Origin of the sequence: Achromobacter sp. Bel (assembly GCF_012928505.1) — a bacterium.
GTDB lineage: Bacteria > Pseudomonadota > Gammaproteobacteria > Burkholderiales > Burkholderiaceae_B > Achromobacter.
On sequence record NZ_JABBJN010000004.1, the window covers coordinates 84,303 to 104,855 of the forward strand.

At 66.2% G+C, this 20,553-nt stretch carries 17 protein-coding genes; 10 read left to right on the forward strand and 7 right to left on the reverse strand.

Going from position 1 to position 20,553, the window contains the following annotated elements; all coding sequences use genetic code 11:
- The first annotated feature begins 517 nt into the window (after positions 1 to 517).
- The 4 genes from HG262_RS04025 (at position 518) to HG262_RS04040 (ending at position 4,634) form a co-directional block, all read left to right on the forward strand.
- Positions 518 to 1,441 (forward strand): LysR substrate-binding domain-containing protein, encoded by a 924-nt coding sequence (locus tag HG262_RS04025; protein WP_169269816.1) that lies wholly within the window; start codon positions 518 to 520, stop codon positions 1,439 to 1,441.
- The gene (locus tag HG262_RS04030) at positions 1,434 to 2,048 is read left to right on the forward strand and encodes an ABC transporter ATP-binding protein (protein ID WP_211186949.1); all 615 of its coding nucleotides are present in this window, start codon (positions 1,434 to 1,436) and stop codon (positions 2,046 to 2,048) included. Before HG262_RS04025 ends, HG262_RS04030 begins: the two co-directional genes overlap by 8 nt.
- Complete coding sequence (gene fetB, locus HG262_RS04035; RefSeq protein ID WP_169269817.1) at positions 2,039 to 2,866, forward strand: iron export ABC transporter permease subunit FetB; 828 nt, start codon at positions 2,039 to 2,041, stop codon at positions 2,864 to 2,866. Before HG262_RS04030 ends, fetB begins: the two co-directional genes overlap by 10 nt.
- A gap of 193 nt (positions 2,867 to 3,059) precedes the next feature.
- On the forward strand, positions 3,060 to 4,634 hold the full coding sequence (locus tag HG262_RS04040; RefSeq protein ID WP_169269918.1) for a glycosyltransferase family 39 protein: 1,575 nt from the start codon (positions 3,060 to 3,062) through the stop codon (positions 4,632 to 4,634).
- 39 nt (positions 4,635 to 4,673) lie between these two features.
- Here the strand turns inward: HG262_RS04040 and HG262_RS04045 are convergent, their stop codons facing one another.
- Positions 4,674 to 5,543: a LysR family transcriptional regulator gene (locus tag HG262_RS04045; RefSeq protein ID WP_169269818.1), complete on the reverse strand. Its 870-nt coding sequence runs from the start codon at positions 5,541 to 5,543 to the stop codon at positions 4,674 to 4,676.
- 138 nt (positions 5,544 to 5,681) lie between these two features.
- Between HG262_RS04045 and HG262_RS04050 the strand changes: the two genes are divergently transcribed.
- Positions 5,682 to 6,857, forward strand: coding sequence for a multidrug effflux MFS transporter (locus tag HG262_RS04050; protein ID WP_169269819.1), 1,176 nt, complete (start codon positions 5,682 to 5,684; stop codon positions 6,855 to 6,857).
- Positions 6,858 to 6,973: 116 nt separating this feature from the next.
- Here HG262_RS04050 and HG262_RS04055 read toward each other — a convergent pair whose 3' ends face one another.
- Entirely contained in the window at positions 6,974 to 9,202 is a 2,229-nt protein-coding gene (locus HG262_RS04055) for an NADP-dependent isocitrate dehydrogenase (protein WP_169269820.1), read from the reverse strand.
- A 644-nt stretch (positions 9,203 to 9,846) separates the two neighbouring features.
- On the opposite strand from HG262_RS04055, the gene ilvA reads away from it, so the two are divergent.
- A complete protein-coding gene (gene ilvA, locus HG262_RS04060) occupies positions 9,847 to 11,442 on the forward strand; it encodes a threonine ammonia-lyase, biosynthetic (RefSeq protein WP_211186950.1) in 1,596 nt (531 codons plus the stop codon).
- Between the two features lie 27 nt (positions 11,443 to 11,469).
- Here the strand turns inward: ilvA and HG262_RS04065 are convergent, their stop codons facing one another.
- The 5 genes from HG262_RS04065 to HG262_RS04085 form a co-directional block, all read right to left on the reverse strand.
- Entirely contained in the window at positions 11,470 to 12,384 is a 915-nt protein-coding gene (locus tag HG262_RS04065; protein WP_248293230.1) for a hypothetical protein, read from the reverse strand.
- A 75-nt stretch (positions 12,385 to 12,459) separates the two neighbouring features.
- Entirely contained in the window at positions 12,460 to 13,242 is a 783-nt protein-coding gene (locus HG262_RS04070) for an ABC transporter ATP-binding protein (protein WP_169269822.1), read from the reverse strand.
- A gap of 2 nt (positions 13,243 to 13,244) precedes the next feature.
- Positions 13,245 to 13,700 (reverse strand): azurin, encoded by a 456-nt coding sequence (gene azu, locus HG262_RS04075; protein ID WP_169269823.1) that lies wholly within the window; start codon positions 13,698 to 13,700, stop codon positions 13,245 to 13,247.
- A gap of 31 nt (positions 13,701 to 13,731) precedes the next feature.
- Positions 13,732 to 14,823 (reverse strand): iron ABC transporter permease, encoded by a 1,092-nt coding sequence (locus tag HG262_RS04080; protein WP_169269824.1) that lies wholly within the window; start codon positions 14,821 to 14,823, stop codon positions 13,732 to 13,734.
- Between the two features lie 7 nt (positions 14,824 to 14,830).
- Positions 14,831 to 15,979, reverse strand: coding sequence for an ABC transporter substrate-binding protein (locus HG262_RS04085; RefSeq protein WP_169269825.1), 1,149 nt, complete (start codon positions 15,977 to 15,979; stop codon positions 14,831 to 14,833).
- A gap of 208 nt (positions 15,980 to 16,187) precedes the next feature.
- Between HG262_RS04085 and HG262_RS04090 the strand changes: the two genes are divergently transcribed.
- The 4 genes from HG262_RS04090 to HG262_RS04105 all read left to right on the forward strand — a co-directional run bounded on the left by HG262_RS04090 (position 16,188) and on the right by HG262_RS04105 (position 20,551).
- Positions 16,188 to 16,871 carry a response regulator transcription factor gene (locus HG262_RS04090; protein ID WP_169269826.1) on the forward strand — a complete coding sequence of 228 codons (684 nt, stop codon included), beginning with the start codon at positions 16,188 to 16,190 and terminating at the stop codon, positions 16,869 to 16,871.
- Complete coding sequence (locus tag HG262_RS04095) at positions 16,864 to 18,156, forward strand: HAMP domain-containing sensor histidine kinase (protein ID WP_169269827.1); 1,293 nt, start codon at positions 16,864 to 16,866, stop codon at positions 18,154 to 18,156. The genes HG262_RS04090 and HG262_RS04095 overlap by 8 nt, the downstream gene beginning before the upstream one ends.
- A 131-nt stretch (positions 18,157 to 18,287) precedes the next feature.
- The gene (locus HG262_RS04100) at positions 18,288 to 19,460 is read left to right on the forward strand and encodes a heparan-alpha-glucosaminide N-acetyltransferase domain-containing protein (RefSeq protein WP_169269828.1); all 1,173 of its coding nucleotides are present in this window, start codon (positions 18,288 to 18,290) and stop codon (positions 19,458 to 19,460) included.
- An 8-nt stretch (positions 19,461 to 19,468) separates the two neighbouring features.
- Entirely contained in the window at positions 19,469 to 20,551 is a 1,083-nt protein-coding gene (locus HG262_RS04105; RefSeq protein WP_169269829.1) for a porin, read from the forward strand.
- Positions 20,552 to 20,553 lie beyond the last annotated feature (2 nt).

Consider the following 20,553-nt stretch of genomic DNA (forward strand, 5'->3'; position numbering starts at 1 on the left):
GCGGTCGGCCGGCTCGGGCCACTTTCCGCCCAGATTACGGCCAACATGTGTGAGGCAAATTTCAAGTTGAATGAATTTCGACATCCCCACTACCGAGCGCACACATCTTCAATGAACTTTTTTGTTCAATTTCCAAGTTCAGTGAACCGTAATCGGCATTCATCCAACTTCAATGAACCAAAAGTCCATCCGAAAGCTCGCGCGGCGCGCCGCGCTCGCCGAGCCACTTTTGGGCAGAAATCGGCAGTCCTCTGTCACAACCCGCGCGCCGCCTCAGTCTACACACTTGTTACACGCCAACTTCAGTGAACCAAACCCCAAGTTGAATGAACTTCGACAATTGCGTCGCTGACCCGGCTAGCCATTGCCCACAACAGCCCGCTCGACAGCGGGCTGTTTTGTTTTAGTCCATCTATCCTTTGTTGTAGGAGTGGATTTGACTTTGAGTGGAATTTTTTGCGTAGGCCTGTGATACTCTGGCGCTAATTAGAAGATAGATTTTCTAAAGGGATTCGCCGTGGGAGCCGTACTGCCTCTGCTTGCCTTGCGAGCCTTTACCGAGACGGCGCGCCTGGGCAGCCTGAAAGCGGCTGCCGGCGCCTTGGGCGTGACGCCCGGCGCCGTCAGCCAGCAGATCCGCTTGCTAGAAGACCGCTTGGGGCTGGCGCTGTTCGTGCGCGAACGGCACGGCGTGCGGCTCACGCCCGCTGGCGCCAGCGCCTATCCGGGCTTGTTGCGAGCCTTCGACCAGATCGAAAAGTCGTTGTCGTTGCTGGAGTCCTACTCGGCCCCGCGCACGCTGACCGTCAGCACGGTGCCCTCATTCGCGTCCTCGTGGCTGGTGCCCCGCATCGGCAGATTCTCGGCGCTGTATCCGGATATCGAGGTCCGGGTGGAAGCGTCGTCCGCGCTGGTGGATTTCAGGCGTGACCGCATCGATGTCGCGTTGCGCCACGGCCTGGGCCATTACCCGGGCTTGTCGACTTTCAGGCTGATGACGCCCGTGCTCCTGCCGGTGGCCAGTCCGGCGCTGCTGGCGCAAGGGCCGGCCATCAGGTCAGCCGGGGATTGCCTGAAGTACCCGTTGCTGCAGGATTCCGACCGCGCCGATTGGGCGTTGTGGCTGCAGGCGCATGGCGTGGACGCCGGGGCCGATGCGCAGCGGGGGCCCAGCTTTGAAGACGACTTGCTGTTGCTGCGCGCCGCCGGCGCCGGGCAAGGCATTGCCCTGGTGCAAGACACGCACGCGCGGGAAGATCTTGATTCGGGGCGACTTGTCCTTGCGCTGGACCGGCCCTGGCCCGCTCGCTTCGCGTACTACATCGTCAGCCGGCCGGATGCCGCGGCCCGGCCGGAAGTGCAGGCGTTCATCGACTGGGTGAAGGCCGAAGCGGCGGAGCCTGCGCAGGCCCCGGCGCACGCAGGCAGCACCCATGGCTGATACCGTTCCCGTTCTCCGGTTGCGCGGCGTCTACAGCCAGCGCCTGTCCCCGGTCAGCCTCGACCTTGCGGCAGGAGAATGCGCGGCCGTCACCGGCCCCTCCGGATCAGGAAAATCGCTCTTGCTGCGCCAGGTCGCCGATCTGGACCCGGGCCATGGCGAAGTTGAACTGGACGGCGTCCGCCGTTCGGCCATGCGCGGTTTCGAATGGCGGCGCAAGGTGGTGTATTGCCAGGCCGAAGCGGGTTGGTGGGACGACCATGTCGCGCCGCACTTCACCGACCGCGCGCAAGCCCGGGCCTTGACGCAGGCGCTGGGCCTGCCCCCCGAAAAGCTGGACGCCTTGGTGCACGAGCTTTCCACGGGCGAACGCCAGCGCTTGGGTTTGGCTCGCGCCCTGGCGCAGACGCCGCGCGTGCTGCTGCTGGACGAGCCGACGGCCGCCCTGGACCAGGCGGCGACCGCGCTTGTCGAGGCGGCGATGCAACGCTGTCTGGACGGCGGCGCGGCGATCCTGATGGTGACGCATAGCGCCGAGCAGGCGCAGCGTCTGGCGCGTCGGCGCTGGCGGATGGAAGCGGGCAGACTGGAGCCGTTATGGACGTGATCAAGTTGCAGGCGCTGGATCTCGTGATCGCGTCTTGCCTGGTGCTGCTGTGCGCCGCGATCTCCTTTGCGCTGCGGCTGAACCTGCAGCGGCAGGTCCTGTGGGCGGCGGTGCGCACGGTGGTGCAATTGCTGCTGGTGGGCCATATCCTGCGCGTGGTGTTCGCGCACGCCGCACCCTGGCTCACCGCGCTGGTCGTGGCGGTGATGATGGCATTGGCCGCCCGCGAGGTGGCGGCCCGGCCCAAGGCGCGCTTGACCGGGCATGGCAATGGTTGGGTCGGCACGCTGGCGGTGGCCGCCACCACCTTGATCACGGCGATGTTCATCCTGAATACCGCATTGCGCCCTGACCCCTGGTATGACCCGCGCTATGCGATTGCCCTGGTCGGCATCGTGCTGGGCAGCGTGCTCAATGCCGCCAGCCTGGCGCTGGACGGGGTGCTGGCGGGCGTGCGCCGGGAAAAGCTGGCGATCGAGGCCCGGCTGTCGCTGGGCGCCACGCCGCATCAGGCGTTTTCTTCGCTGTTGCGCGAATCGGTACGGCGCGGCATCGTGCCCAGCGTCAACCAGATGTCGGCGGCGGGCATTATCACGTTGCCGGGCATCATGACTGGCCAGATCATTGCGGGCATGGACCCGATCGATGCCGCCAAGTATCAGATCCTGCTGATGTTTTTGCTGTGCGGGGCCAGCGGCATGGCGGCGATGGGCGCGGCATATGGCGCGATGCGGCGGCTGACGGACGAGCGCGGCCGTTTGCGCCTGGACCGTCTGGCGGCGTCGAAGTCACTGCTTTCGCAGCCGACGGACGGCTGAAATAGGCAGGGTCGGGCACGGAATTTCATGAGAAATCGACGCGGGGCTTTCCATAATGGCCCGAGCTTTCCTTTCTTTTGAACGCTTTTCCGCCAAAACCGATGCTATTTGAGCCTTGCTTGCCCCTTCTGTCCCCGTGGGCGCGTTCCGGCGCGCCACACGCCAACGCGGAGCGCCGGGCATGAGCGCCGTCATGACGCCCGCCGCCGTCCGCCCGGCCAACCTGCAAAGGGCCGTTCCCGGCTGGCTGGTGCTGTTGTGCCTGGCCGCCTGGCTGGCCGCCCTGGCGTGGGCGCGCTGGCTGACGCTGCCGGATGAGGGGCGCTATGCCGGCGTGGCCTGGGAGATGCTGCGCAGCCATTCCCCGATGGTGCCGCTGCTGGACGGGATGCCGTATTTTCACAAGCCGCCGCTGTACTACTGGTTGGCGCAGATCAGTTTTTCGCTATTCGGCGTGAACGAGTTCAGCGCGCGCATCCCGTCGTTGATCGGCGCCTGGAGCGCCGGCGCGGGGCTCTATGCGTTTGTCTCGCGCTATCGCAACGTGGTGCAGGCGCGCTGGGCGGTCGCCATCCTGGGGCTGACGCCCTTGTTCTTTGGCGCCGCGCAATTCGCCAATATGGACATGCTGGTCGCCAGCATGATCACGCTATGCGTGCTAGCCGCCGCCGACACGGCGTTGCGGCGAGGGCAGGGGCGGCCGTTTCGCGCCATGTCGGTCGCCACCGGCGTCCTGGCGGCGCTGGCCGTGCTGGCCAAGGGATTGATCGGCCTGGCGTTGCCCGGCGCCATCGTGCTGGCCTGGCTGCTGCTGCGGCGGGATTGGCGCGGCATGCGCGCCTTGCTTTGGGTGCCGGCCTTGTTGGCGTTCGCCGTGGTGGCGGTGCCGTGGTTCTGGTTGATGCAGGTGAAGTTTCCCGGCTTCTTTCACTACTTCTTCGTCTATCAACACTTTGAGCGCTTCGCGCAAAGCGGCTTCAACAATGCGCAGCCCATCTGGTTCTATGTTCCGATCGTGCTCGGGTTGGCTCTGCCGTGGTCGATCTGGGGCGTGGCGCTGTTCACGCGCGCATTCTGGCGCGAAGCGGATCCGCACGGCTTGCGGCGGCTGATGGCGATCTGGATCGCGGTGGTGGTCGTATTCTTCTCCATCCCGCAGTCCAAGCTGATCGGCTACGTGCTGCCGGTGTTTCCGCCGTTGGCGTTACTGATCAGCGAGCGTATCGCGCCCGCCTGGGCGGCTGGCAGGCGTCGGGGCGCCGTCATCGCGGTAGCCATTGCGGCGGTCATCTGCGTGGGGGCGGTCATTGCGGCATCGACCAATCCGCGCGGCAGCGCCGGTCCGGCCATGCAGACCTTGCGCAGCGAAATGCGGCCGCAAGACGGGCAGGTGGCCTTGCATGCGCTGCCCTTTGACCTGGGGTTCTACACCCAGGCCTCGGCGCCCGCCTGGATCGTCGACAACTGGCAAGACCCCGAGATCCCCACCCGGGACAACTGGCGCAAAGAGTTGTACGACGCGGCGCAGTTCGACCCCGTCGCGGGCAAGCGGGTGCTGGTCGACAACGCCGATTTGATCGCGCGCCTGTGCGCGTCCGCCGATGGCGCGCGCTTCTGGATCTGGGGCCGGGACGACGATGCCTCGCGCTACCCCGCCATTACCGGCGTGCCTGCGCGCATCGCCGGCGAAACCAGAGCGGTGTGGCGCCTTGACATCGATGCTGCATTCCGCCGCCGGGTGTGCACGGGCACGTCCCTGTTGCGGTAGTCGCCGAAAGCCACGACGAGGCTTGCAAAAGCCTGATGTTCAATCGGTGAAAGCCGAGGCGATCGCTTCCACGACGACACGTACCCTGGCCGTGCGCGCCAGGTCTTGGTGCAACACCAGCCATGCCTCGTAGGGCTTGGTCCGATGGCGCTCGGGCCATAGCCGCACCAGCGTGGGATCGCGTCGGGCAAGGTACTCGGGTAACTCGCCGATCGCCAAGCCGGCGCGCACGAAGGTGGCGAGCATCAGGCTCGAATCCAGTTCGGCAACCACGCGTCCCTGTACCCTGGATTCGCCCGCCAGCGTGTCGTCCTGCCGGCCGGTCACACCCTCCTGGTAGAGCGCGATGTCATGGTTGGCAAAGCCGGTTCCGGGCTGCGGTTCACCATGTTTGGCCAGATAGCTTCGGGTGGCGTAAAGGCCCACCTCCCAGCAGCCGAGTTGGCGAACGATCAAGTCCGGTTGCTCTGGCCGCAAGGTACGTACCGCAATGTCTGCCTCCCGTCGCGCCAGGTCGAGCAGCCGCGTCGTGGTGCTCAGGATCACCCGCACCTCGGGATGAGCGGCGCGCAGGCGTTCAATGGCAGGAACCACGAAGTCCACCGCCAATGCGTCGGTGGTGGTCACGCGTACCTCGCCCGCCACGCGCGCGTCGGCGCCTTCGCCGCGGCGCTCGAAGGAGACGGCCATGCGTTCCATGTCCTCGGCCATGCGCAGCACTTCCTGGCCGGTGTCGGTTAGCACCAAGCCGCCCGTGGTGCGCAGGAACAACCGGCTGCCCAGCGCTCGCTCCAACCCTGTCAGACGCCGGCTCACCGTGGTCTGGTCGATGGCCAGTTGCTGCGCTGCCCCGCGCAAGGTGCCGCAGCGCTGAATGGTCAGGAATATCCGCACGTCGTCCCAATTCATCGCTGCCCCTCTTGCTTATGCTGCAAAAATGCAGCCCTTGGCTGCCAATTTATGCATTTTCACATGGAAGGAGTATCCGTAGCATGGCTCAACTTTCTGAACCCTTGATGCGCAGCCCTCCGGCTGCCGGGAACTGCCATGCCTCGCTTATCGTTCATTCTGACCGTTGCCATGCTGAGCGCCTTCGGCCTGATCGCTTCGGACGTCTATCTGCCGGCCATGCCCAACATGACCACGGAGTTCGGTGTCGCCGACTGGCAGATGCCGCAGACGATCTCCTTGTACCTGCTGGCCCTGGCCATTGCCCAGTTGGCCTACGGACCGCTGTCGGATCGCCATGGTCGCAAGCCCGTATTGCTGGCCGGCATCGCCCTTTACATCGTCGGCTCGGTGGGCTGCGCCACCGCCCATACCTACAACCAGTTTCTGGCGTGGCGCATGCTGGAGGCGGTCGGCGCGGCTGCGGGCCTTGTCATAGGGCGCGCCTTGATCGCCGATACCTGCGACAAGCGCACCTCGGCCAAGGTTTATGCGGTGATCTACCCGCTGGTGTCGCTGTCGCCGGCCCTGGCACCGGCCATCGGCGGGCACTTGGCAGCGGCCTACGGCTGGCGGGCTGATTTCCTGTTCGTCGCAGCGTTCGGTGCCGTGGCGCTGGTGATGGCGGTGACGCTGCTGCCGGAAACGCTTTCCCTCGCTGCCCGCGCCCGGACCTCTCCCTTTGCGGGCTTCAACCATGTCCTGCGTGACCGGACCTTTCGCCGCTATACCTTGGTGGTCTGCACAATCTATTGCGCCTGGTTCGTCTATTTGACCCAATCGCCGTTTCTTTTCGCGCGCCTCGGCTTGAGCGAGGAGCAGAGCGGCTGGATGTACCTGCCGCTCACGGCTGGCATTATCGGCGCCAACCTGCTGGCGAAACGCTTGCTTGATCGCTGGCCCTATGACCGCATCCTGGCGGCCGGCATTCTGTGCTTTGTGCTGGGCGGCGTGGCATTCATGGCCGTGGTGGTGCTGGGGTTGCATGGCCCGGCCGCCGTGGTGCTGCCCATGTGTCTGGTCAGTCTTGCCAATGGTTCGTCCTTGTCGCTGGCCGTGTCTGGGGCCATTGCCAGCGAGCACGGCCATGCGGCCACCGCCTCGGGATTGGTGGGGTTCTGTCAAATCGGCAGCGCCGCACTGATGGCGATGGGGGTCAGCGCGGTCTTCGGCACCGGCCTTGGCGTGCTTGGCGGCACGGTTCTGGTACTGAGCGTCGTGGCGCTGTCCGCCTGCCAGCCATGGGCGGCAAGATGCCGGACACGCGTGGTCTGAGAACCATCCCGTACGTCTCTTGATGCGGTGCCGGGGGATGGCGAAAAAAAACCGGCGGCCCTTGGGGGGCGGCGCCGGTTTTTCGTTGTGGCGGCCAGCGGCCGCCAAGTCAGGGCTTAGCCGATGGAGGCCAGCACCTGGTTCAGCGTGGCGCTGGGGCGCATGGCCTGGCTGGCGCGGGCTTCGTTCGGCTGGTAGTAGCCGCCGATGTCGACCGGCTTGCCTTGGGCCGCCTTCAGTTCTTCAACGATCTTGGCTTCGCTTTCCGCGAGCGCGCCAGCGGCGCCGGCGAACTGGGCTGCCAGTGCGCGGTCGTCGGTTTGCGCGGCCACGGCCTGGGCCCAGTACATGGCCAGGTAGAAGTGGCTGCCGCGGTTGTCCAGGCCGCCGACCTTGCGGTCGGGCGACTTGTTTTCGTCCAGGAACTTGGCGGTTGCCTGATCCAGCGTCTTGGCCAGGATCTGGGCGGTCGGGTTCTTGTACGCGCGGCCCAGGTGGTCCAGGGATTCGGCCAACGCCATGAATTCGCCCAGCGAATCCCAGCGCAGGAAGCCTTCTTCCAGGAACTGCTGCACGTGCTTCGGCGCCGAACCGCCGGCGCCCGTTTCGAACAGGCCGCCGCCGGCGACCAGCGGAACGATCGACAGCATCTTGGCGCTGGTGCCCAGTTCCATGATGGGGAACAGATCGGTCAGGTAGTCGCGCAGCACGTTGCCGGTGACCGAGATCGTGTCCAGGCCTTCGCGGATGCGCTTGACCGAGAACTTGGTGGCTTCAACCGGATCCAGGATGCGCAGGTCCAGGCCGCTGGTGTCGTGGTCGTTCAGGTACTGCTTCACCTTGGCAATGACCTGGGCGTCGTGGGCACGCTTTTCGTCCAGCCAGAAGACGGCGGGCGTCTTGCTGGCGCGGGCGCGGGCGACGGCCAGCTTGACCCAATCCTGGATCGCAGCGTCCTTGGTCTGGCACATGCGCCAGAGGTCGCCGGCTTCCACGGCTTGTTCCAGCAGGACCTTGCCCGAGGCGTCGGTGACGCGCACGGTGCCGGACGCCGGGACGACGAAGGTCTTGTTGTGCGAGCCGTATTCTTCGGCGGCTTGCGCCATCAGGCCGACGTTGGGCACGCTGCCCATCGTGACCGGATTGAAGGCGCCATTCTTCTTGCAGTCGTCGATGACGGCCTGGTAGACGCCGGCGTAGCTGCGGTCGGGGATGACGGCCTTGGTGTCTTGCAGTTGGCCTTCGGCGTTCCACATCTTGCCCGAGTCGCGAATCATGGCGGGCATGGACGCGTCGACGATGACATCGCTGGGCACGTGCAGGTTGGTGATGCCGCGGTCGGAATTCACCATGGCCAGTTGCGGCAGCGTCTTGTAGGCGGCGTCGATGTCGGCGGTGATCGCGGCTTGCTGGTCGGCGGGCAGCGACTGGATCTTGGCGTACAGGTCGCCGATACCGTTGTTGGGATCGAAGCCGGCTTGCTTGAGCACGGCGGCGTGGCGGGCCAGCACGTCCTTGTAGAACACGGACACGACGTGGCCGAAGATGATGGGGTCCGAGACCTTCATCATCGTGGCCTTCAGGTGCACCGAGAACAGCACGCCGGTGGTCTTGGCGTCGTCGATCTGGGCTTGCAGGAAGGACTTCAGCTTGGCGGTCGACAGCACGGCGGCGTCGATGATCTCGCCGGCCTTGACCGGGGTCTTTTCCTTCAGGACCGTCTTGGTGCCGTCAGTGGCGGTCAGTTCGATCTTGACGTCGCCGGCCTCGGCGATCAGCGCCGATTTTTCGGTGCCGTAGAAATCGCCCTCGGACATGTGGGCCACATGGGACTTCGAATCGGCCGACCAGGCGCCCATCTTGTGCGGGTGCTTGCGGGCGTAGTTCTTGACCGACAGCGGCGCGCGGCGGTCGGAGTTGCCTTCGCGCAGGACCGGGTTCACGGCGCTGCCCTTGACCTTGTCGTAGCGCGCTTTCACGTCGCGTTCGGTGTCGTTGGCGGGGGCGTCCGGATAGTCGGGCAGCTTGTAGCCCTGTTCCTGCAGTTCCTTGATGGCCGCCTTCAGTTGGGGCATCGAGGCGCTGATGTTGGGCAGCTTGATGATGTTGGCTTCGGGCTTGACGGCCAGCGCGCCCAGTTCGGCCAGGGCGTCCGCAAGCTTCTGGCTGTCTTCAAGGTAGTCCGGGAAGAGGGCGATGATGCGGCCGGCCAAGGAGATGTCGCGCGTCTCGACCGTGATGCCTGCGGGCTTGGCGAAAGCCTGGACGATGGGAAGCAGCGAACGGGTTGCAAGCGCCGGAGCTTCATCGGTGAGGGTATAGATAATCTTCGGAGTAAGAGACATGATCCTTGAATCTGTTCGGCTTCAGGCGCTTTTGGCGCAAACCCGAACATGCTAAGCGGCGTACGCCGGTAGATGTTATCGAGAGTGGGTTCGTATGGGCCGGCGCGGATCCAGGATCCGGATCGGTCCAAATCGGCAGGTGCCCGCTCTTTATTTGATGGCCGGTTGCCCGGCGCATTCCGAGAGGTGCGACTGCCACGAATCGAACATTGTAATACCGCGATACCCGCAACGTGCACGGAAATAGGCGCCAAAGGCCGTCTTATGGACTCGATATCGCATCAATACGGCCTCGATATGGCCCAATGACCGATTTTTCGCAACGAACGCAGGGCCGGCGATGGCGTCTGGCGCGGTAATGCGCGCCATCGCGCAGGCATTGGTGCTTAAGTCCCGGGTATTCGGCGCCAACGGCGGGTTCCGCCAATGCGCAGCGAGGGGCTGCGGGTGATTTGACAAACGGGCGCGCCGGGCGCAAGCTGCGGTTCATGACTTACCGCGCCGTCTGCATTTCGCTGATTATTACCATCATTCCTGGAATGGTGGGTTAGCGCGCGACCGCAGTCAGTCACAGCCACCCGCCCCACGAGGCGGGTTTTTTGTGGCCGCCTCTGCAGGGCAAGATCCCAAACGCAGAGAGTCCCATGCCCGCTTGCTCGTCCGCCGCCGTCCTCGCCGATACCCCCGCCGACACCCCCGCCTTCCAGGACGGTAATGCTTCGCCCATCGAATACCTGCGCCAGATCCTGACCGCCCGGGTCTACGATATCGCCCGCGAGACCGAACTGGACCTGGCGCGCGGCCTGTCGGCGCGGTTGAACAACACGGTCCATTTGAAGCGCGAAGACAACCAGCCCGTCTTTTCATTCAAGGTGCGCGGCGCCTACAACAAGATGCGCAACACGCCGCAGGCGGCGCTGGACCGCGGCGTGATTACCGCCTCGGCCGGCAACCATGCGCAGGGCGTGGCGATTTCTGCGGCGAAACTGGGCGTGCGCGCCATCATCGTCGTGCCGCAAACGGCGCCGCAGGTCAAGGTGGACGCCGTGCGCGCGCATGGCGGTCCGACCGTCACGGTGGTGCAGGCGGGAGACTCCTATAGCGACGCCTACGCCCATGCGCAAACGTTGGCACAGCAGCAGGACCTGACCTTCATCCCGGCTTTCGACGATCCCTATGTGATCGCTGGGCAGGGCACGGTCGGTATGGAGATCCTGCGCCAGCATCCCGGCGCCCTGCATGCGATTTTCGTGCCGATCGGCGGAGGCAGCCTGGCGGCGGGGGTGTCGGCCTATGTGAAGACGGTGAATCCGGGTGTGAAGGTCATTGGCGTGCAGACCGAGGATTCCTGCGCGATGGCGCAATCGATCCAGGCGGGCGAGCGCGTCAATCTGCCCGAAGTGGGGCTGTTTTCGGACGGGACGGCGGTCAAGCTGGTGGGGGAAGAAACCTTCCGCCTGTGCCGCGAGTATCTGGACGAAGTGATCCTGGTGGATACGGATGCCGTCTGCGCGGCGATCAAGGACATGTTCCTGGATACGCGCAGCGTGCTGGAGCCGGCCGGCGCGCTGGCGGTGGCGGGGCTGAAGAAATACGTGGAACGCGAAGGCGCGCAGGGCCTGTCGCTGGTGGCGGTCACGTCCGGCGCCAACATGAACTTCGACCGCATGCGCTTCGTGGCCGACCGCGCCGAAGTGGGCGAAGCGCGCGAAGCGGTGTTTGCCGTGACCGTGCCCGAAGAGCGCGGCAGCTTCCGCCGTTTCTGCCGCGTGCTGGGACCGCGCAGCGTGACCGAATTCAATTACCGCATCGCCGACGCGCGCACCGCGCACATCTTCGTCAGCATGCAGATCGCGCGCCGCGGGGACGCGGCCGACATCAAAGCCGCCCTGGAAGAACAGGGGTTCTCGGTCAACGACCTGACGAACAACGAGGTGTCCAAGCAGCACATCCGCTATATGGTGGGCGGGCGTTCGCCGTTGGCGGGCGGCGAACGCCTGTTCCGCTTCGAGTTCCCGGAGCGGCCGGGCGCGCTGATGAAGTTCTTGTCCGAAATGGCGCCCAACTGGAATATCAGCTTGTTCCACTACCGCAACCAGGGCGCGGACTTCAGTTCGGCGTTGGTAGGCATCCAGGCGCCGCTGGCCGACAGCGCGGCGCTGGACGCCTTCCTTTTGCAACTGGGCTACGCCCATTTCGAGGAAACCGGCAACGAGGCCTACCGCCAGTTCCTGATCTGAACGTGTAGTCGGACGGCGGGCCGGCCGTCAGCCCGGCCTGCAGTTGGCCTTGGACGGCAGGGACACGCCGGGCTGCAGCCGCAGCGTGGCGCGGCCCTGCGCCTGGGTCAACTGCAGGGTGCGGGCGCGCCAGGCCGGCACGTCGTCGAAAGCCACGTCGGGCCGGGTCGAAGACAAGGCCAGCGGGTCGGGCTGGTTGAATTCCAGCGCGGGCAGGCTCAGGCACGTGTCTTTGAAATCCAACCGTGCCAGTTCGCGCCCGTCGCTGACGCGCACCGCGCGGAACGCCAGCGGCGCGTCCACGAATTTCGTCACTTCGGGCACGTATTGCGAGTAGCCGTGGGCGTCCTTGACGTGGGTAGCGGGCTGCACCACCACGACGTCCCGCCCCGGCGGGATGGCCAGATAAGCCACGTCGCCATCCACGTCCAACAGCTTGCCGGGGCCCAGGTTCAGGGCCTTGAGCGGCGCGTGGCGGATCATCACCGTTTCGTTCCAGGCGGTCTCGACCCGCGTCCAACCTGGCAGCCGCGCGGCTTCAAATCGGGTGCCGTTGGGGCGGTTTCGGTCGCGCTTGTCGGACAGGGCCAGCCGGTTCACGCGCAGGGCGCCGTTGACGACCTGTAGATGGGCCAGCACGGGATCGGTGCTGGAACTGTTGAAGTAGGCCAGCACCGCGTCGGTCTCCAGCGCCTTGGCCGGGCCCGCGCAGAAGAAGGTGTTGGCGGCCGGGTCCTTGCCATCCGGATACAGCAGCCGCCCGACATCCCGGCCGCAAAGCTTGTTGCCTTGGAAGGTGATGGTCGTCGTGCGGGTGTTCTGCCGCTGTCCGGTGTTCCAGTCGCTGCGCCCGCTGGTCGTGACCTCCACCGTCAGGCCATGGTTGTCGTAGATCACGGACGCTCCCGCGGGTGCGGCAAGCATGCTGAGAAAAAAAGCCATGATGCGGCCTCTCGACATCGGTCGACTCCCTGGGAAGGCTAAGCCGTGACTATATACCGCCTTCGGAGGCGGCCTTCACGCGCCGGCAAGTCCGTCCACGTGGACTTGCGCCTGCCCCTGCGGGCAGCGCTCCACGCGAGCCCGCACGCGGTAGACGCGGCGCAACGTCGCCGGCGTGACGACCTCGCCGGGCAGGCCCTCGGCTTCGATCATGCCGCCATGCAGCAGCAGCGCGTGGTCGGCATGGCGCAGTGCGATGTTCAGGTCGTGCAGCACCACCAGCGTGATCAGCCGGTGCTGGCGGGTCTGCCGGCGCAGCACGTCCATGACGTGGAACTGGTAGTTCAGGTCCAGCGCGGACAGGGGCTCGTCCAGCAGCAGCAGGCGCGGGCGGCGCACCAGGGCTTGCGCCAGCGAGGCCAGCTGCTTTTGGCCGCCCGACAGTTCGTCCAGGTAACGGCTGGCCAGCGTGGCGATGCCCAGGTCCGCGATGACGGCCATGGCGTCGCGCATCAGATCCTGGCCGGCCGCGCCGCGCCGACCCGAGCGGGCTGCCACCAGCACGGATTCGAAGACCGTCATGTGCACGCCTTTGGGCAGCATCTGCGGCATGTACATGGCGCGTTCGGCGCGGCGCGAAGGCGCCGCGCGCGCCAGGTCTTCGCCGTCCAGCAGCAATTCGCCGCGCAGGGCCGGATTCAAGCCCGCCAGCGTCTTCAGCAGCGTCGACTTGCCGCTGCCGTTCGGGCCCAGCAGGGCGGTGACGGCGCTTTCCGCCAGCGGGCCCGCGGAAAGCCCCTGCAGCACCGGCCTGCCGCCGTAGCCGGCGGTAAGCCCGCGGATGTGCAGTTGGGCCATCGTCAGGGTTGCAGCACCAGCGTGCCGCGCATGTGCTGGGCGTGCGCGGGGAACGAGCAGTAGTAGGTATAGGACTGGCCCGCACGCAGGCGGTTGACGGGGAAGGTGACCGTCGCGGTTTCGCCGCCGCCCAGCATGGGGGTTTTGGCCAGGATGCGGGCGTCGCCCGGGGCCACGAAATCGTGCTGCGCCCCGGCCTTGATGCCGTCGACCATCACGGCGTCGATGTCTTCGGTCTTGGCCAGCACCCAGTTGTGGCCGGCTTTTTCCTTGCTGTTCTTGCCCGTGTGGATCAGGCGCACGGTGAAGTCCTGGCAGGTGGCCGGCACGACGATATGGTCGGGGCCGAACTGCTTGCCGGGACGGCCTTCGACGTCGATGGCGCACGCATCGGGGGCGGCCTGGGCGGCGCCGGCCATCAGCAGGGCGGCAAGGGTGAAGCACACGCGGGATTGCATCGGGGAAGTCTCCGTTGGGGGATGCGAGGCGTCAGGCGCGCTTGAGCGCGCGCACGACGATGGTGAGAAAAAACGGGATGCCGACCAGTGACGTCACGATGCCGACGGGAATCAGGGCGCCGGGCAGGACGGTCTTGGATGCCACCGACGCCAGCGACAGGATCAAGGCGCCCGCCAGCGCGCTGCCGGGCAGGTAGTAGCGGTGGTCTTCGCCCAGCAGCAGGCGGGCGATGTGCGGGGCGACGAGTCCCACGAAACCGATGGTGCCCACGAACGACACGGCCAGCGCCGCCAGCGCGCTGACGCGCAGCAGGCTGACCAGGCGCAGGCGGCGCACGTCGATGCCGAAGCTGGCGGCGCGCTCTTCACCCAGGCGGACCGCTGTCAGCTTCCAGGCGTCGCGCATCGAAAAGGGCGCGGCCAGCGCGATCGCGGCGGCCATGACCGCGACCGAGGTCCAGCTGGCGCGCGCCAGGCTGCCCATGGTCCAGAAGACGATGCCTTGCAAGGCTTCTTCGCTGGCGACGAACTGCAACAGCATCACCAGCGCCTGGAAGGAATACACCAGCGCAATCCCGAACAGCACCACGCCCAGCGTCGAGCCGCCGCGCCAGCGCGCCACGCGTTCCAGTATCAGCACCGAGACCAGCGTGCAGGCAAAGGCGGAGACCGACACCACCATGCCCGGCGGCAAGGCGGGCGCGTGCCAGTCCAGCGTGATGGCCAGCGACGCGCCGAAGGCGGCCGCAGCCGACACGCCCAGCGTGTAGGGGCTGGCCAGGGGGTTGTCCAGCATGGTCTGCATTTCGGCCCCGCCCAGCCCCAGCGCAACGCCGACCAGCAGCGCCATCAGGGCATAGGGCAGCCGGAATTGCCAGACGATGACGCGCGTGCCGGTGCTGGCCGTATCGGGATGCAGCAGCGTCTGTAGCAAATCGCCGGGCGAGAGCGCAGCGGGGCCGCTGGCGATGTCGGTCAGCAGGCTGGCAACAATGGCCAGCCCCAGCACGGCGGTCAGCAGCAGGCGCTTGCGGACGGCGCGCCGGTAGGCGGCGACGGGGTCTTCCTGGTTTGCGGAGGGGAGGGGCATGGCGGGGGCCGCCGCCGTGGTGGTGCGCGACATGGTGTGCTTATTGGACGGCGGAGGCTGGCAGGGCAGCATCGGCGGCCGGCGCCGTCCAATAGGTTCCCGCGTTGTCCACGTCCAGGAATTGCCGGTATAGCGCGTCCAGCGTGCCCTGCGGGTCCAGCGAGGCGGCGCGTTCCGGATAGAGCCACGTCGTCATGGCTTCGATGGCGGCCACGTTGTAGGGCGAGTTGTAGAACGCGTGCCAGATGCCGTAGGCGCGGCGCCGCTTTACAGCGTCCAGGTCGCGGATGCCGTCGCGTGCGAGCAGGGTGGACAAACTGTCCGCCGACACCCGGGCCGTGGCGCCGGGGCCGGCCAGCAGGCCGGGGCGGCCGGGTTCGGAGCGGCTGCCGGTGGCGATATAGACGTCGGGCTGGGCGTTCAGCAGGAACTCCAGGCTGACGTCGCCGATGGCGCCGGGCAGCACGGGGGCGGCCACGTTCACGCCGCCGGCGGCCTCCAGCAGTTCGCCGAAACTGCCGTTGCCAGTGGTGTGGCAGCAGGCGGGCCACACCCCTGCCAGCATTTCCACGAACACGCGCGGACGCTGCGCCTGCGGCACCGGATCGACGATCTTGCGCACGCGGGCCAGATGGTCTTCATAGAAGGCGATGTAGGCGTCGGCCTCTGCCTGCCGGTCCAGCGCCTGGCCCAGGATGCGCATGCTGGGCACGGTGTTCTCGACCGGGTGCTGGCGGAAGTCGATGAAGACGATGGGAATGCCGGCCGCCTGCAGCGTCGCGATCATGGGGTTGTTGCGGCCGGGGCCGTGGCCGCTCAGGCTGAACACCGCCACATCGGGTTGCAGCGACACGATCTTTTCGGGGCTGACGCTGGCTTCCGCCGTCTTGCCGATCAGCGGCACGTTGGCCGCCTCGGGATAGCGCTTGACCAGTTGATTCCACGAATAGGGGTCTTGTTGTTTCAGCTCGCCTTGCCATCCGACCACGCGGGCCACGGGATCCTGGCGGTCCAGGAGAGCCATCGCGAAGACGAATCGGCCTTCGCCCAGCAGCACGCGTTTGGGGTGGTCAGGCACCGTGACGACGCGGCCGGCCAGATCGGTGACCTGGCGGGCCTGGGCGCCGGGCAGGGCGCAAAACAGGGCAGTGGCGGCCACGGCCGCGCGGAAGAGCTTGATCGCACGCATCGAAAAAATCCCGGGTTGCGCCGTTGCCCGCGGGCGTGCAGGGAACGCGAACCATTCTTATCGACAGGCAGTGTCCACCAAGCCATCTCAAGAAAGCGTTAAGACGTGCAGGCGTGGCGTGCGCGCCGCAAGCGGGGAGGGCACGGGGCGTGCCAAGGAAGGCGGGCACATACAATATGAGACTGATTTCCATTCCTTGCGGGCTTGCATGCGCGTTCTAGTCATCGAAGACGACCCTGACATCCTGGCGAACATCACGCATCACCTGACGCGGCGCGGCTATATCGTCGACTGCGCGGAAGACGGGCAGCGTGGCTATGCGATGGCGGCCGCGGGCGGTTTCGACCTGATCGTGCTGGACCTGATGCTGCCGCGCCTGGACGGCTACGAACTGTGCCGCCGCCTGCGCACCGAAGCGGCGTGCGACACCCCGGTGATCATGGTGACCGCGCGCGACACGCTGGACAACCGGCTGACCGGGTTTGATGCCGGGGCCGATGACTACCTGGTGAAGCCCTTTGCATTGGCCGAGCTGGCCGCCCGGGTCAAGGCGCTGCTGCATCGCGCCAGCGGCGCTGGCGCCACGCGTGTGTTGCGCGTGGGCGACCTGACGCTGGACACGGGCACGCTGGAACTGGCGCGCGCCGGCCAGCCCCTGCGCCTGCCGCCGTCTCCCCTCCAACTGCTGACCCTGCTGATGCGCGCCAGCCCCTCGGTCGTCCACCGTGCGCGGCTGGAAGAGGCCTTGTGGCGCGATTCACCACCCGATAGCGACAGCCTGCGCACGCATATCCACCAGATCCGGCACGTGGTCGACAAGCCTCATGGCACGCCGCTCTTGCACACCGTGCACGGCATTGGCTATCAGCTGCGGGCGCCCGGCGATGCCTAGGCGGACGGGGCCGGCGGCCCGGCGCGGGCTGGCGCGCCACCTGGTGCTGACTTACGTGGTGCTGGCCTTGCTGGTGGCGGGGCTGCTGTCCTGGCTGTCGGTCTGGAGCGTGGGCAAGCTGGAAGCCCACTTGCAGCGCATCGACATGGGAATGGCGGTGGAGCGGGTGCGGGGCGATTTCCTGGCGGGCATCGATCCTGGCCGGCCCAATCGCTTCTTCCATGGAGACCCCGGCAGCGAGGCGTTTCCCGCCTGGCTGCGGCGGCTGAGTCCGGGTTTCCACAAGATCGATCGCGAAGGCCGCGTCTGGCACGTGATGGTCGACGACCAAGATGGGCAACGCTACATGCTGCTGCGTGACTACACCGACTATGAACAGAGCCAGGTGGCCTCGCATTGGACGGCGGTCAGCGGGCTGGCGGGCAGCCTGGCGCTGGCGTTCATCCTGGGCATCCTGGCCACGCGGCGTCTCTTGCGGCCCTTGTCGCGGCTGGCGGCGCAGGTCAACACGCGGGGCGCGCAGCCGCCGCAGACGCGGCTGGCCGAAGATTATCCACCGGACGAAATCGGCCAACTGGCCGCCGCCTTCGACGCGACGTACAACCAGCTGGAACAGGCGCTGCGCCGCGAACAGCTGTTCACCGCGGACGTTGGCCACGAATTGCGGACGCCGCTGATGGTGATCTCCAGTACGTGCGAACTGCTGCGCGACGAACACGCGATGGACGCCAGTGGCCAGGCCCGCCTGGCCCGCATCGAAGCGGCGGCGGCCGACATGGGCGAAAGGCTGGATACCTATCTGATGCTGGCCCGCGGCGGCGACGCCGCCGAACGCTTTGCGCGCGAAAGCGCCCAGACCGCGGCGCGCGGGCAACTGGCCGCCTGGAGCGCCGTGGCGCAGCGCCGCGATATGCGGTTGACGCTGGAGCTTGCGCAGCCCGAGGCCCCGGCGCTGGAATTTCCGGCGCCCCTTGTGCGCGCGGTGCTGTCCAACCTGATCCGCAATTCGCTGCAATATGCCGGTCCGCAAGCAAGCGTCGTGATCACGGCAGGGCCCGATTTCATGCAGGTGGCGGACGACGGCCCAGGCATCGCCGCTGAACGGCATGAGGCCATCTTCAGCCCCTTCGTGCGCGGCGAGCAGCCTGACGCCGGCAACCTGGGGCTGGGCCTGTCGCTGGTGCAACGCATCTGCGCGCACCAGGGCTGGCGCTTGGCGCTGCAATCGGCGCCGGGGCGCGGCACCGTGTTCCGTGTCGATCTTGCCGGGCCACGCACGGGATAAGGCAGCGTTGATTCAGCGAATCGTAATCGTTCTTGGGTATGTAATGTTATTACATTACAATTAGACGCGAACATTCTACCTCCCTGATTTTGGCCGCGACTGGTCACGGCCAGTTTTCCCTGCATCTCCCCATGGCATCTTCCCTATCTCCTTTTGCCCCGGCCGGCGGCGCACGCCTGCGCGCGATCGACGCTCTGCGTGGCCTTGTCATCGTCATCATGCTGTTGGACCACGTGCGCGAGACGTTCTTTTTGCATCACCAGGTCGGTGATCCCATGGACGTGCTGGCGACCGACCCAGCCCTGTTCTTTTCCCGCTTGCTCGCCCATCTGTGCGCGCCGGTGTTTGTCTTCTTGACGGGCTTGTCCGCGTGGCTCTATGGGGCCAAGGCGCGCAGCCGACTTGCCGTCTCCAGGTTCCTTGCCACCCGCGGCCTGTTCCTGGTGGTCCTGGAATTGGTGGCCGTGAACTTCGCGTGGACGTTCCAGTTCCCGCCGTCCATTGTGTACTTGCAAGTGATTTGGGTGATCGGCCTGTCCATGCTGGCCTTGGCCGCCTTGCTGTGGCTCCCGCGGGCGGCGCTGATCGTCGTGGGCGTGGTGTTGGTGGCGGGCCACAATGCACTGGACGGCATCCATTTTGCCCCGGGGCAGGCGATGCATGAGGTGTGGGCGGTGTTGCATGATCGGGGCTGGATCGAACTGGGCGACACCCTGCGTCTGCGTACGTCGTATCCGTTGCTGCCCTGGATCGGCGTGATTGCGCTGGGTTATGCGGCGGGGCCGTGGTTCCAGAAGGACACGGACGCGGCTTGGCGTCAGCGGCGGCTGTGGGCAGCAGGTTTGGCGTCGATCGCCGCCTTCGTCGCGTTGCGCGCATTCAATGGCTATGGCCAGGCCCAGCAATGGGCTGTGCAAGGCGATGCGCTGCATACGGCGATGAGCTTCCTGAATGTCACCAAGTATCCGCCATCGCTGATGTTCCTGTTGCTGACGCTGGGACTGGGCGTCTGCTTGCTGGTGCTGATTGAACGGGTGCAGGATGCCGCCTGGGTTGGCGTGCTTTGCGTGTTCGGCGCCGCGCCGATGTTCTTCTATCTCTTGCACCTGTACGTGCTGAAAGCGCTGTACCTGGCGAGTGAGCGCGTGTGGGGCTTGAACCAGGGCAAGACCGTCGGCGTGGAGAGTATTGCGGACATCTGGCTTATCTCTATGGTGCTGGCGGTGGCACTGTACTGGCCGGTGCGCGCGTTCGGCCGCCTGAAGGCGCGGCGCCGCGACATCGTTTGGCTGAAATATCTTTGAGGCCGGCAATGCGTTTTCGCAGCTTGTCGGCGGGCGTGGTCGCGCTGATGACGCCTTGGTGCGCGAAGGCCGACAGCCCCGTGACGTTGTATGGCGTAGTCGACCTCAGTCTGGCGGGTTTCTCGACGCAGGAACGCGGCACGGCGCTGAACATGCAATCGGGCGTGCAGTCGGGATCGCGCTGGGGCTTGCGCGGCAGCGAAGCGCTCGGAAACGGCATGCGCGCAAACTTCCAGGTGGAAAGCGGGATGATGGCCAACAACGGCAAGTCGGCGCAGGGCGGGCGCTTGTTCGGGCGAGCGGCCTGGGTGGGCCTGTCGGGCGAGTTCGGCGACCTCCGCCTGGGCCGGCAGACTTCGGTGTCCTCCTCCACGTTGGCGGACTATGACGCATTCCAGGCCTCCTACCTGATTACGGGTGCGCAGACGGCGCTGCTGCCTTACAACGCGAACCGTGCGGACAACGCGGTCGCGTACCGGACGCCGTCCGCGGCGGGCTTGCGCGCGGGGGCGGACATCAGCCTTGACTATGACGGCGGCGGCTTTCAGACAGCATCCACCAACAAGCTGTACAGCGCTGCGCTGATCTATGAGCACGCTGCCTATGCGGTCACGGCCACTTACGAAGGGGCACGTTGGGCGAACGGCACCGCCCAGGCAACCGCGATGGCCCAGGCTGGCGGCAAGCGTCAGCCCAACGCCTACACGCTGGCGGCGCGCGCAGCGCTAGGCGCTTTTACGCTTTACGCAGGGTGGTCGCATATGCGCGACGGGTCGACGATTCCCGCCGTGGTTTCACCGGGGCAGCGCGCCTACTTTCCCGGCAGCACGGTGAACGCAGCGATGGCCGGGGCAGCGTGGCGGTCAGGTGCCAGTACCGTCATGGCATCCTGGCAGGCAAGCCTGCCAGACGGTGGCGCGTTGGCGGCGGATGGCGCCACGCACAGCCAGCAGATCTACTCAGCCGGATATGGATACGACCTGTCCAAGCGCACCAATCTGTATGCGGTCTTTGGCTACATGCGGGGAGCCTGGACGGACGCCTCGTGGCATCAATCGCAGTATGCGGCAGGCATACGTCACCGGTACTGACT